The 12,681-nt window shown below is 51.6% G+C and carries 11 protein-coding genes and 1 tRNA gene; 2 read left to right on the top strand and 10 right to left on the bottom strand.

Annotated elements, in window-relative coordinates:
* Positions 1-6: 6 nt before the first annotated feature.
* The 3 genes from AB1I67_RS09705 to AB1I67_RS09695 are packed head-to-tail and all read right to left on the bottom strand — an operon-like array spanning position 7 to position 2,909.
* Positions 7-750 carry a hypothetical protein gene (locus tag AB1I67_RS09705; protein ID WP_367029666.1) on the bottom strand — a complete coding sequence of 248 codons (744 nt, stop codon included), beginning with the start codon at positions 748-750 and terminating at the stop codon, positions 7-9.
* Positions 751-781: 31 nt separating this feature from the next.
* Positions 782-1,858 carry a tRNA preQ1(34) S-adenosylmethionine ribosyltransferase-isomerase QueA gene (gene queA, locus AB1I67_RS09700; RefSeq protein WP_367032597.1) on the bottom strand — a complete coding sequence of 359 codons (1,077 nt, stop codon included), beginning with the start codon at positions 1,856-1,858 and terminating at the stop codon, positions 782-784.
* Positions 1,859-1,889: 31 nt separating this feature from the next.
* The gene (locus AB1I67_RS09695; RefSeq protein ID WP_367029665.1) at positions 1,890-2,909 is read right to left on the bottom strand and encodes a hypothetical protein; all 1,020 of its coding nucleotides are present in this window, start codon (positions 2,907-2,909) and stop codon (positions 1,890-1,892) included.
* A gap of 109 nt (positions 2,910-3,018) precedes the next feature.
* Here AB1I67_RS09695 and AB1I67_RS09690 point away from each other — a divergent pair.
* Positions 3,019-3,090 (top strand) — tRNA-Arg (locus AB1I67_RS09690).
* Positions 3,091-3,233: 143 nt separating this feature from the next.
* Positions 3,234-3,887, top strand: a complete 654-nt coding sequence (locus tag AB1I67_RS09685) for an HAD family phosphatase (RefSeq protein ID WP_367029664.1) — start codon at positions 3,234-3,236, stop codon at positions 3,885-3,887.
* A 56-nt stretch (positions 3,888-3,943) separates the two neighbouring features.
* Here the strand turns inward: AB1I67_RS09685 and AB1I67_RS09680 are convergent, their stop codons facing one another.
* From AB1I67_RS09680 to ftsH, 7 genes are all read right to left on the bottom strand, one after another.
* On the bottom strand, positions 3,944-4,240 hold the full coding sequence (locus tag AB1I67_RS09680) for a helix-turn-helix transcriptional regulator (protein WP_367029663.1): 297 nt from the start codon (positions 4,238-4,240) through the stop codon (positions 3,944-3,946).
* Positions 4,237-4,590, bottom strand: coding sequence for a type II toxin-antitoxin system RelE/ParE family toxin (locus tag AB1I67_RS09675; protein WP_367029662.1), 354 nt, complete (start codon positions 4,588-4,590; stop codon positions 4,237-4,239). The genes AB1I67_RS09680 and AB1I67_RS09675 overlap by 4 nt, the downstream gene beginning before the upstream one ends.
* Before the next feature lie 289 nt (positions 4,591-4,879).
* The gene (uvrA, locus tag AB1I67_RS09670; RefSeq protein WP_367029661.1) at positions 4,880-7,711 is read right to left on the bottom strand and encodes an excinuclease ABC subunit UvrA; all 2,832 of its coding nucleotides are present in this window, start codon (positions 7,709-7,711) and stop codon (positions 4,880-4,882) included.
* A 152-nt stretch (positions 7,712-7,863) separates the two neighbouring features.
* Complete coding sequence (locus AB1I67_RS09665) at positions 7,864-9,249, bottom strand: sodium-dependent transporter (protein WP_367029660.1); 1,386 nt, start codon at positions 9,247-9,249, stop codon at positions 7,864-7,866.
* Between the two features lie 209 nt (positions 9,250-9,458).
* Positions 9,459-10,022, bottom strand: a complete 564-nt coding sequence (locus AB1I67_RS09660) for a 6-carboxytetrahydropterin synthase (RefSeq protein WP_367029659.1) — start codon at positions 10,020-10,022, stop codon at positions 9,459-9,461.
* An 84-nt stretch (positions 10,023-10,106) separates the two neighbouring features.
* Positions 10,107-10,496, bottom strand: coding sequence for a transcriptional repressor (locus tag AB1I67_RS09655; RefSeq protein ID WP_367029658.1), 390 nt, complete (start codon positions 10,494-10,496; stop codon positions 10,107-10,109).
* A 159-nt stretch (positions 10,497-10,655) separates the two neighbouring features.
* A complete protein-coding gene (gene ftsH / locus AB1I67_RS09650) occupies positions 10,656-12,590 on the bottom strand; it encodes an ATP-dependent zinc metalloprotease FtsH (RefSeq protein ID WP_367029657.1) in 1,935 nt (644 codons plus the stop codon).
* Positions 12,591-12,681 lie beyond the last annotated feature (91 nt).

Below are 12,681 nucleotides of genomic sequence, written 5' to 3'. Positions count from 1 at the left end.
TCTTTCCTATACTTCCCGAATCCGGTTCAACGCCCACACCCGTATATTGACCGGTTCCAATGCCGCATGGCAATATTCGCATGCCTTCTGTCCAAGTGTTTTTACCGGCGCACCGCAATTTGGACAACAAACGCCGACGGCCGTGGTATTCTCCTCCAGCTTGTCCACATCCTGCACATACATCCACTCCTGGTTATAGCGTGTCTGTACCCGCTCCAGTTCCGGGGGATTCTCGCCGGTTTTCAATATGGCGTGACGGTATTCCAGCGCCGACTGCAGCACCAGCAGACAGCTTCCTTCTGTCTTTTTGTAAGTGGTGATCTCGGTCTGATGAATGATGATGTTCTGAAACTGCTCCCGAATCCCCTGCTGTCTGTTATCCTCAATCCAGAGTGCAATCTGTTTTCTCAAATCCCCGGAGCATTCGTCCGGCAGCATAAGTCTCTGTTGATCTACCGCCATCAGACAGGCCTTCAGCTGGTTCTCCGACCGGCTCACAAATTCCGGGAAAGAAAATTCCGGAAAATCCTCCTGTATCTGAGGAAGATAGATCCTGGTCATGCCTGAAACTGATTTGGGTGTGGATTCCAACAGTTCCTTCTGGCTCTCCAGCCCCTCTTTCAAAGAATCCACGCCAAAAGCAGCTCTTGAAAACCGGCGGGCTGCCCGACGGATCCAAACCGCCAGAATCAGCCCGCCGGCAACCAGGATAGCTAGCAGAACCCATAATATAATACTTACAGTCTTCATATACTGACCTCCGGCTTATGCAAACGATATCCTATCGTGTTTCCCCGCAGCGGCCGACATTTTCCGGCACATCACCGGCCAGGTCCGTAATGAAACATGCATCCCCAAAACTGAAAAAACGGTAACGCTCTTTGATCGCTTCTTCATAAGCGTGAAGCACATGCTCCCGTCCCGCCAGCGCTGATACCAGCATCACCAGCGTGGATTCCGGCAGATGGAAGTTGGTGATCAGGCAGTCCAGCAGCTTGAACTGATATCCTGGATAAATAAAGATCTCCGTCCATCCGCTTCCCGCCTTCAGCCTGCCGTCCTCCCCCGCCGCAGACTCAATAGTCCTGCAGCTGGTTGTCCCGACACAGACCACACGGCCGCCCGCCGCCTTTGTGTCATTTACCTTCTTTGCCTCGGACTCCTCAACAATATAAAACTCCGAATGCATGTGATGGTCCAGCACGTTCTCCACCTTGACCGGGCGGAAGGTCCCAAGTCCCACATGCAGGGTCACATGGGCGATCTTCACTCCCATATCCTCGATCTGTGCCAGCAGCTCCTTCGTAAAATGCAGACCTGCCGTGGGCGCCGCCGCCGATCCCTCATGCTTTGCATAGACAGTCTGGTAACGGTTCTTGTCCTTCAGCTGATGGGTAATGTAGGGCGGCAGAGGCATCTGCCCCAGCTGATCTAAGATCTCCTCAAAAATCCCCTCATAGGAAAACTGGATCAGACGGTTTCCCTCGTCCACCACATCCAGGACAGTCCCCTTCAAAAGCCCCTCTCCGAAGACGATGACCGTCCCCGGTCTGCACTTCTTTCCTGGCTTTACCAGAGTCTCCCAAATATCATTCTCTTTCCGCTTCAGTAGAAGCACCTCGATCTTGGCCTGGGTATCTTCCTTCACGCCAAACAGCCGCGCAGGGATCACCTTGGTGTCATTGATCACCAGGCAGTCTCCCGGCCTTAAATACTCCATGATATCCTTAAAACCCCTGTGCTCAATCTCTCCAGTCTTTTTATCCAGTACCAGCAGCCTTGACGCTGAGCGGTCCTCCAGCGGGTCCTGGGCGATCAGCTCCTGGGGCAGATCAAAATAAAAATCCTTTACATTCATGGTTTCCATCTGTTACTTCCTGCTTTCCATGTTATTGCACTATCTGTACCTGCGCTTCGCCGGCATTTGCAGCAGCTGTCTCCGGACTCGCTAAAGTCCCGGCTTCCGGCGCCGCTTCACTGCCCGCAGCATTTCCCCCATCTGCTGAGGATTCATTCCCTGCTGTTTCTCCGTCTGCCGCCGTCTCCCCGGAAGAACCGGAACCTCCGTCGATAATGACCTCCGGCTCCTCATCGCCATCCTGCCATACTGGAGAACCGTCCCTCAGCACGCCATAGACGGAGTTTAAGTCCGCATCCGCAGCCAGCGCCTCTTTCAGCTTCACATTGATATTGGAAGCAAGGCGGCGCACGCCCTCAGAGTGGTTTGCCACGTCGATAAACTGCTGTACATTTTCCGAAAGGGAGGCATTGTCCAGGATCTGGTAATTGCCTTCTGCATCTTTCTTCACATAACACCACATGATCATGGGGGCCGTGGTCTTGACGGAGTGGAACCGGATGTCTGCAATGGCATATACCAGCCACGCATCCCCCGTGGTACCGTTCATTACGTAAGTAGCAATGTTCTCAAACCCTTCCACATACTTGGAATTGCTGCGCATCCGGGTCTTCTGTGCCTCAAGATCTGTCTCCGACACCTCGCCAATGCCATACAGCTGGTTCATGGTCTCCGCATCTGCGTCTGAACGGGCTTTAAAGTAAGTCTTCATCAGATCCCGGATCTCCGGCACACTGTCACGCTTTAACGTATCGGTCTCAAACTCATCCGTCGGTTCGGACTCTGCCGGAACGGTAGTTTCCTCTGGAGACGTTTCCTCATTCCCAGAGTTCTCTCCCTCCGCAGTCTCCATGGTCTCCTGCTCCGGATTCTCAGAAACTGTCCCGGTCGGAGCGGATGGCTCTGTAGCCTTCTTATCTTTACTGTGGTCTGCAACCACGATAATGATCATAAGTATAATTACGATCAGCGGAATGATGACGACTGGAAGGAGTCTTCTCTGCTCCTCGTTCATCCGTCCCTTGCGCTGTGGTCTTCTGTTCTGTTTCATGATTTTGTCCTCCCTGAAACCATCTGCATCTAATCATAACAAAACATAACCAAAAAAGCAATAAATACCCCTTGCAAATTCAAAAAAAATATAGTATGATAATGAAGATGCGTCTGTAGCTCAGTGGATAGAGCAGTGGCCTCCGGAGCCGCGTGCGGAGGTTCGATTCCTCTCAGACGCATTCTTTTATTGCCCTGAAAAGCATTTTCCCTTCTTTTTCACAGCATCCCGCTGAATTGTTCTTGCCAACTCCCCACCACTTATATTAGAATAGAGTTTGTCCCTGCTTAGAACAGCACGAGAAAACAAAGGAGAATCCCTTATATGATAAAAGCAGTAATTTTTGATATGGACGGCGTCATCATTGACAGCGAACCGGTATATTTGGAAAAGGACCTGGAATTTGCCCGGACAAAGAATCCGGACGTGGTATTGAAGGACTTATACGGCATGGTCGGGTCCTCCAGAAAGGACGCATGGAGCTGTATGGCGCGCGCGATCCACAACGGACAGACCTGGGAGGAGCTCCGGGACGAATTCCGCGACAGCCGCGACGTGTATTCCGAGATGGACTACAGAAAGATCTTCCGGCCTGAGATTCCAGGACTCCTGGAAGAACTTAAGAAAATGGGGCTGCGTCTTGCCCTGGCCTCCTCCACCGGCATCGATATCATTGAACGTGTGCTGCGGGAGAATGAGATCCGCTCCTGCTTTGAAGTCGTAGTCACCGGCGCACAGTTCAAGCGCAGTAAGCCGGATCCGGAGATCTATCACTATACAGCCGCGCAGTTGGGAATTCCGGAAGACCAGTGTCTTGCCATTGAGGATTCCACCTTCGGTGTAACTGCCGCATCCCGCGCAGGCATGAAGATCGCCGCACTCATCGACCATCGGTTCCATTTCGATCAGTCCCTGGCTGACTACCGCATGGAAAGCTTAAACGAAGTACTTGAAATCGCCCGCAAGCTCTCAGTCTGATGATGAGAGCCTGCGGGCGATCCGGTTCCCACTGCAAAATGCAGAAATTCAAGATTCTACTTTCTTTTCATCACTTCCTTTGGCACAAATTCAAAATGCAGTGTCATTTCCAAACCCTCTGCAATGCGGTGTAAAAGCTTGATCGTAGGGTTTGTATTACCATTCTCAAGCTTGCTGATATCTCCTTGCGAAAGCCCTGTCCGCTCTGCCAGCTGCTTCTGAGTCATATTCCGGCTTTTCCTTGCATCTAGAATCGCATTGATCAGTTGATACTCCGGTTCTAATGCTTCATACTCTCGCTGAAACTCCGGATCTTTTAACTGTTCGTTCAGATATTCTCTAAAATCGCTCATTTGCCTCCCCCTCTTTTTAGATAGTCCTTACGATATTCTTTTGCCAGCTTTAGTTCTTTTCCTGGAATTTTTATGGTCTTTTTTATAAATCCATTCGTAAGTACTATTTTTCTTCCTTCCGCAAAAAAATATAACACTCTCGAAATATCGGTACCATATATGCTCCTCAGCTCAAAAATCCCACACCCCAGCTGTTTTGACTGTGGTTCCCTGAGTTCGTTCCCCCGCATTTCCAACAGTTCCAAATCCCTCAATACTTTTGCCCGGATTTTATGGCTAAGGTGATCCAAAAAATCCTGAATAGGACATTCCCCATTCTGTTTTCGGTAAAATTCCACATCAAACTGCATAATACCTCCCTCCGACATGGAATATATCCTATATTGATTATATGTAATATACTCCATATTGTCAATTATATTTTCTGCTGCACATACACTCCTGCACATACACTCTCTTGAATACCGGTGAAACACCAGAATTCTGATCACACAAAGATAAATAACGGTTAAGAAAACCGCTGTGAACACAGGATAACACAAATAAACAGTAAGTACAAGATAAAAATCGCCCGCAAGCTCTCAGTCTGATGATGAGAGCCTGCGGGCGATTTTTATCTTACTAATATTCCCTTATTTCTCACTGCTGCTTCAGATACCGCTTGATATACTGTCCCGTATAGGACGCAGGATTCTCTGCCACTTCCTCCGGCGTACCCTGGGCAATCACTGTACCGCCCCGGTCTCCGCCTTCCGGTCCAATATCAATAATATAATCGGCTGACTTGATCACATCCAGGTTGTGTTCGATCACCACCACCGTATTGCCTCCGTCGGAAAGCCTCCGCAGGATCTCCACCAGCTTGTGCACATCCGCAAAATGCAGTCCCGTGGTCGGCTCATCCAGGATATAGATGGTCTTGCCAGTCCCACGACGGCTCAGCTCCGTCGCCAGCTTGATCCTCTGTGCCTCACCGCCGGACAGCTCCGTGGATGGCTGACCCAGACGGATATAGGAAAGTCCCACATCATAAAGCGTAGCTATCTTCCGGTAAATCGACGGAATGTTCTCAAAGAACTTGAGCGCTTCCTCCACCGTCATATTCAGCACGTCGTATATGCTCTTGCCCTTGTACTTGACCTCCAGCGTCTCCCGGTTGTACCGCTTTCCGCCGCAGACCTCACAGGGCACATATACATCCGGCAAAAAGTGCATCTCGATCTTGATGATACCGTCTCCGCTGCACGCCTCGCAGCGTCCGCCCTTTACGTTAAAGCTGAAGCGGCCTTTATTGTAGCCCTTGGCCTTGGCATCCGCTGTGGACGCGAATAAATCACGGATCATATCAAACACGCCGGTATAGGTTGCAGGATTGGACCTTGGCGTCCGCCCGATCGGCGACTGGTCGATGTCGATCACCTTGTCAAGCTGCTCTACCCCTTCCAGCTTCTTATACTTGCCGGGGATCGTCCGTGCACGGTTCAGCTTCCGCGCCAGGGACTTGTAAAGGATCTCGTTCACCAGGGAGCTTTTGCCGGAGCCGGAAACCCCCGTCACACAGGTCATCACTCCCAGAGGAAATGACACGTCAAGATTCTTTAAGTTGTTCTCCGCCGCACCGCGCACAGTCAGATAACCGGTGGCCTTGCGGCGCTCCTTCGGAACCGGGATCTGGATCCGACCGCTCAAATAAGCCCCTGTGATGGACTTCTCACACTTCATGATCTCCTCTGCGGTGCCGACTGCAACCACCTCTCCGCCGTGTTCCCCGGCTCCAGGCCCGATATCTACGATACAGTCTGCGGCACGCATGGTATCCTCATCATGCTCCACCACCAGCACTGTGTTCCCAAGATCCCTCAGATGGGTCAGGGTCGCCAGCAGTTTGTCGTTGTCTCTCTGGTGCAGGCCGATGCTGGGTTCATCCAGAATATAAGCCACGCCCACCAGACCGGAACCGATCTGGGTTGCAAGGCGGATACGCTGCGCCTCTCCGCCTGACAGGGTTCCCGTCGCCCGGGACAGGGATAAGTATTCCAATCCCACGTTCAGCAGGAAATCCAGCCGCGCCTTGATCTCCTTCAAGATCTGCGCGCCTATAGAAAGCTGCATCGGGGTCAGTTCCATATGCTCCAGGAACTCCCGGAACTTTACGATGGACATCTCCGTAGCTTCATAGATATTGATACCGCCCACGGTCACCGCCAGGGAACTGGGCTTCAGCCGCTGCCCCTTACATACCTTACAGGGAGTGATACGCATAAAGGTCTCATACTCTGCCTTGGACGCCTCCGAGAAGGTCTCCCGGTAACGCCGCTCCACATTTTTAAGAAGCCCCTCAAACGCCACATCGTACACGCCTTCGCCGCGCTGCCCCTTATAGTGTACCTTGATCTCCTTCCCATTGGTCCCATGGATCAGGACATCGTGGACCTCCTGGGGATAGTCCTCAAACGGTGTGTCCAGATCAAAATGGTACTCCTTCGCCAAAGCCACCAGGATCGCATTGGTAAAGCTCCCCTTGTCTGCACAGGACTGCCACCCCATCACGGTAATGGCTCCCTTTGAGATGCTTAAGGACTTGTCCGGTATCATAAGATCCTCGTCAAATTCCATCTTATAACCCAGGCCGAAGCACTCCGGGCAGGCTCCAAACGGATTGTTGAAGGAGAAGCTTCTCGGCTCCACCTCCTCGATACTGATCCCACAGTCCGGACAGGCAAAACTCATGCTGAAATTGATCGGCTCCCCGTCGATCACATCCACGATCATCAGCCCATCGGATAAGCTCATCACCGTCTCGATAGAATCGGTCAGGCGCTTTTCAATGCCCTCCTTCACCACAAGCCGGTCTACAACGATCTCAATATTGTGCTTGATATTCTTCTCCAGCTTGATCTCCTCAGAGAGCTCGTATAGATTCCCGTCGATCCGCACCCGCACATAGCCGCTGCGCCGGGCCTGATCCAAAAGCTTCACATGCTCGCCCTTGCGCCCGCGTACTACGGGAGCCAGAAGCTGCAGCTTCGTCCGCTCCGGCAGCGACATGATCTGATCCACCATCTGATCGATGGTCTGCTTCTTGATCTCCCTGCCGCACTTGGGGCAATGGGGAATACCGATACGCGCATAGAGAAGACGCATATAGTCATAGATCTCCGTCACGGTCCCCACGGTGGAACGGGGGTTCCGGTTGGTAGACTTCTGGTCAATGGAGATCGCAGGAGACAGCCCTTCGATGCTCTCCACATCCGGCTTCTCCATCTGACCCAGGAACTGTCTCGCATAGGAGGAGAGGGATTCCATATACCGCCTCTGTCCTTCAGCATAAATCGTATCAAACGCCAGCGAGGATTTGCCCGACCCGCTTAAGCCCGTCAGTACGACCAGCTCGTTGCGCGGGATATCCAGGGAAATATCCTTTAAATTGTGCTCATTGGCACCTCGTATCTTAATATATTGCTTCGCCATGGTTCCCAAACCTTTCTGTAAATCCGTCCTGTCCATAAGGTGCCTGAAAACAGGCTGCCTTATTCCTTTTATGATAGACAGGTATATTCTATCACAATCCGGCAGCTTTTGCAAACATTTGTTCGATATAATTATTCCTATAATTATTCCCTCTATGAAAGCCCCTGTCCCTTACCCAGAGTGAAATAAAGGATCATCAGGATCACAGCCGGAGCCAGGAACCGTATGATAAAGGACCATGCATGACGGAAAAAAGCCGGTACGTTCCCATCCGGGCAGATCTCTTTCCATGCTTTTTCCGTCCCCCAGGACCAGCCCACAAAAAGGCAGAATCCCAAGGCCCCCAGCGGGATCATCAGATTATCCGTGAATTTCTCCATGACCGCATTCATGGGCAGCATCTGGATACCCGAGGATAAGTCAAACCAGGGCAGGTTGATATTCCTGGCCGCGCTCTGAGACAGGGAATACCCGATGCTCAAAACCGCCATGGGAATGGAAAAGATCACCGTAGCCCTGCGCCGGGACATATTCCATTCCTCGATCATAAACGCCACACAAGTCTCCAGCACGCTCAGCGCACTGGTCAGAGCTGCCAAAAACAGCAGGATAAAAAAGATCAGCCCGAAGATGCGGCCTCCTGGCAGGCTGTCAAAAACATTGGGCAGAGCCATGAATGCAAAGCCGCCGCCCATAGTCAGCCCATCCTGTCCCAGCGTCAGGATCACCATTGGGATAATGGCGGAAGCGGACAGCAGGGCTGCCAGGGTATCCAACCCGCAGATCCACATGGCGCTTTTTATCATACCGCCTTCCTTCGCCGCATAGGAACCATACGTCACCAGGATCCCCATACCCACTGAGATCGAGAAAAACGCCTGTCCCAGCGCGCCTACCAGCGTATCCGTATTAAAACTGCTCCAGTCCACCCGGAACATAAAAGAAATGCCTTCCTTTGCACCCGGGAGTGTAAAAGACCGCACCACACAGGCGATCAGAAGCACAAAGAACAGCGGCATCAGCTTTTTACTGACCTTCTCAATCCCATCCGACACCCCTTTTACGATAATTACGATACAGAGGATCAGAAAAACCAGTCCCCAAACGAGCGGCTCCACCGGCTTTGATATAAATCCCGAAAAATATTCCTGATACGTGACGGTTCCCGTATAAAAATCTGCATCTGTCAGATAAGCGATCACATATTTCAGCACCCATCCGCCCACTACGCAGTAGTAGGACATGATGACAAACAGATTCAGGATCCCAATCCCTCCCACAAACGACCATTTCCGGTTCAGCACGTGAAACGCACCTACCACATTCCTCTGGGCGGCACGCCCGATCGCAAACTCTGCAAGCATGATCGGCAGGCCGATCAGGATCACGATCAGAATATAAGTTAATATAAAAGCTCCTCCGCCATAAAGCCCAACCTTCCCCGGGAACTTCCAGATATTCCCCAGTCCGATGGCGGAGCCTGCCGTCGCCAGGACAAACCCCAGATTGCTGATCCACTGTCCTCTGTTATGTTTCATGTCAGTCTTCCTTTTCCTGTTAAATATAGTATGATACCCGGGCCAAAAGACCTTTGGCCCCAACATCGCAGTATTGGCCCGGAACACATTTTCCGGCCTTGTCTATATTACCGTAGAAAGGATTTAAAGTAAAGAGTTTCTCCAAATAAAAGGCAGCAAAAAAGCTGCCACAGGCTGATAAATCCAGCGCCTGTGACAGCCAGTCCGTTTTACTTCTTATATCCGCATTTCGGGCAAACGCCATTTTCATTTAACGCGATCCCGCATAACGGGCAGCGGTCGATGTTGTTTCTGGTCTCAAACTCTGCTGACGCAGCGTTGACCCCGCTTGAAAAGGTAATCTTCGCGATGTTCAGCTTGTCCTTGAGCAGATCATAAACAATCTTGATCATGCCTTCCACTGTCATCGTTTCTTTTGTCACCACCAGCCGGCAGTCGGGATATGCGGTAGCAAGCTCAGTTTTAAAAGCCGGTCCCTTCATCTGGTTGTGCGGCGCTCCGTCCTTGATCCCCTGCTTCTCGTACACATCGAGGATCGCCGGCAGCAGCGGGTCGTCTTCCCTCAGAATCAGCGCATGGTCAAAATTTTTCAGTACCTCCCATGCAGTCTTCTGAATCTCGTTGCAGGGAAATACCATATTGACGCCGGGTTCCACAGAATCCTCCACTTCAATCGTCAATATCCCTGTATGTCCGTGCAAATACTGAGCCTCACCCTTGAAGCCGAAAAATCTGTGTGCATATTGCAGATCCAATGTTGTAATACTTCTCATACCTGTTCTCCTTCGTATTTATATTTACGGGGTGTTTCTATGCTCCCGTATGCGCACCTGATCATGTCCTCCGGCTCGCAGTCCTTAAACCTGCATGTTTCTTTTACATTCCGGGCAAATGCCTTTAAAAACAATATCATGTCCGGTAAATGAAAATCCGTGGGCATCTCTGACCGACTGCTCCAGATTCGGTATGTATTCCATGTCTACATCAAACACGCGTCCACACTTCACACATCGAATGTGATAATGATCGTCGCAGAGATGATCGAAACGGTCAGCCCCGTCAGGGATCTCCCTTTTCCGTATCTCTCCCGTCTCACACAGCCGCTGGAGATTCCGGTAAACGGTCCCCCTGCTGATGGTCGGGTATGTTTTGATGATCTCACTGTATACCTCGTCCGCAGTGGCATGGCACTGTAATTTCCTCACGGTCTCTAAAACCAGAGAGGACTGAATGGTGTTTCGCTTCATTTTGAAACATCTCCTTATTAGTACTATGTCCTATTTAAGACTTTATCACACATTGTGCACTTTGTCAACAGATAATCCTGCGCAATAAAATTCTGTTCAAAAAAAGAGCCTCATACCACGAAGGTGGCGAGGCTCTCCATAATAATTGCGATACGTTTCCTACTGTTCCTGCCCTGTTTCCTGCACTTGAACTGTCCGGTGGTCTTCCTCCGGGTCCTCCTGCTCCGCTCCAGCTTCCGTCCCCTGCTTCAGGATCTCCATAAATTCTTCTCCCGTGATAGTCTCCCGCTCCAGCAGATACGCAGAAATCTCATTGAGCTTCCCGGCATTCGCCTTCAGGATCTTCATGGCTTTCGCATACTGCTCCTTCACGATGCGGATGACTTCCTCATCCACCAGCCGCGCCGTCTCCGGAGAACACACCATAGAAGTGTCGCCGCCCAGATATTGGTTGGTCACTGTCTCAAGCGCCACCATGCCGAACTGGTCGGACATGCCGTACCGGGTCACCATGGCCCTGGCAATCTTGGTCGCCTGCTCGATGTCATTGGCCGCGCCTGTGGTAATAGAGCCAAACATGAACTCCTCCGCAGCCCGCCCGCCGGTAAAGGTGGCGATCTTGTTGAGGGCTTCCTCCTTGCTCATCAGGAAGCGTTCCCCTTCCTCCACCTGCATGGTATAACCCAAAGCGCCGGAGGTACGCGGGATGATCGTGATCTTATGCACCGGAGCGCTGTCCGTCTGGCATGCTGCCACCAGCGCATGGCCCACCTCATGGAATGCGACGATCCGCTTCTCATTGACGGAAACGCCTGCATCCTTCCTCTGGTATCCGGCGATAACTACCTCAACACTCTCCTCCAGATCCGCCTGCGTTACCGTGACACGGCCCTGGCGCACCGCACGCAGCGCGCCCTCATTGATGATATTTGCCAGTTCTGCGCCGCTCGCTCCTGAAGTAGCGCGTCCAAGCGCATCAAAATCCACATCATCAGAAAGCTTTACCATTTTGGCATGTACCTTCAGGATTGCAATACGCCCCTTCAGATCCGGAAGCTCCACCGGGATACGGCGGTCAAATCGGCCTGGACGTAACAGAGCTTTATCCAGAGAATCGGGACGGTTGGTGGCTGCCAGGATCACAACACCCTTCTTGCCGTCAAATCCATCCATCTCAGCCAGGAGCTGGTTCAATGTCTGTTCCCGCTCGTCATTGCCGGAGAAACCGCTGCCGTCACGCTTCTTACCGATCGTATCAATCTCATCGATAAAGACAATACACGGCGCCTTCTCATTGGCCTGCTTAAATAAATCGCGCACCTTCGCCGCGCCCATGCCCACGAACATCTCCACAAATTCCGAGCCGGAAATAGAGAAAAACGGCACATGCGCCTCACCCGCCACTGCTTTTGCCAGCAGGGTCTTACCGGTACCAGGAGGTCCCACAAGGAGCGCGCCCTTCGGCAGGGTCGCCCCGATATCGGCATATTTCTGAGGGTTGTGCAGGAAGTCCACAATCTCTTTCAGCGCTTCCTTGGCTTCCTCCTGGCCTGCCACATCAGCAAAGGTCTTCCCGGTCTCCGATTCTGCATAGATCTTCGCATTGGACTTGCCAAAGGTCATGGCATTGCCTGCGCCGCCCATCCGCTTCATCATCATTCGGCTGAGGAGCTGGCCCAACACCACAAACATGATGATCGGCAGCACCCAGTTAAAAATGAAATTCTGCAAAGGCGTCGCCTTTGTAGGGATCTGGCTCTCGAAAGTCACGCCGCGCTCCAGAAGACGGTCTGTCAGCTTCTCATCTGGCCACAGACCGGTCTTATAGATGACCTCGCCCGGCTTCAGCCTTCCTTCCTCCGTCAGGGAACCCTTCAGCCAGAACTGCATCTGGTCATCCCCGCGCACCACGCCTTCCACTTTGCCCTGGTCCACCATCTCTAAAAAGCTGTCATAAGAAACCTTCACAACCGCTTTCTCCGCAATCTTCGGCAGCACCAGTGCATTGAGCAGCACTGTGATCAATAAAATAATTCCATAATAATACAACAGCTTTTTCGGCGGTCGTTTTGGTTCTTCGTCTTTCACACCCATATTTAATCTCCTTCTATCTTTTCTTCAGTATCAGAAATGTTCTTATTTCAAATATACCCAGTTTCAGATAACTTTAAGTATACAACAAGAG

It is taken from the genome of Clostridium sp. AN503 (genome assembly GCF_040719375.1).
In the GTDB taxonomy this organism is placed as follows: Bacteria; Bacillota; Clostridia; order Lachnospirales; family Lachnospiraceae; genus Brotaphodocola.
The sequence above is the reverse complement of the archived record's forward strand: the minus strand, read 5'-3'. Positions and strand labels throughout refer to the sequence as shown.

Coding starts and splice junctions, on each gene's coding strand:
- AB1I67_RS09660 (WP_367029659.1), bottom strand. CDS start 10,022: ATGAGAAGTATTACAACATTGGATCTGCAATATGCACACAGATTTTTC.
- uvrA (WP_367029661.1), bottom strand. CDS start 7,711: ATGGCGAAGCAATATATTAAGATACGAGGTGCCAATGAGCACAATTTA.
- ftsH (WP_367029657.1), bottom strand. CDS start 12,590: ATGGGTGTGAAAGACGAAGAACCAAAACGACCGCCGAAAAAGCTGTTG.
- AB1I67_RS09685 (WP_367029664.1), top strand. CDS start 3,234: ATGATAAAAGCAGTAATTTTTGATATGGACGGCGTCATCATTGACAGC.
- AB1I67_RS09655 (WP_367029658.1), bottom strand. CDS start 10,496: ATGAAGCGAAACACCATTCAGTCCTCTCTGGTTTTAGAGACCGTGAGG.
- AB1I67_RS09680 (WP_367029663.1), bottom strand. CDS start 4,240: ATGAGCGATTTTAGAGAATATCTGAACGAACAGTTAAAAGATCCGGAG.
- AB1I67_RS09665 (WP_367029660.1), bottom strand. CDS start 9,249: ATGAAACATAACAGAGGACAGTGGATCAGCAATCTGGGGTTTGTCCTG.
- AB1I67_RS09675 (WP_367029662.1), bottom strand. CDS start 4,590: ATGCAGTTTGATGTGGAATTTTACCGAAAACAGAATGGGGAATGTCCT.
- AB1I67_RS09705 (WP_367029666.1), bottom strand. CDS start 750: ATGAAGACTGTAAGTATTATATTATGGGTTCTGCTAGCTATCCTGGTT.
- queA (WP_367032597.1), bottom strand. CDS start 1,858: ATGAATGTAAAGGATTTTTATTTTGATCTGCCCCAGGAGCTGATCGCC.
- AB1I67_RS09695 (WP_367029665.1), bottom strand. CDS start 2,909: ATGAAACAGAACAGAAGACCACAGCGCAAGGGACGGATGAACGAGGAG.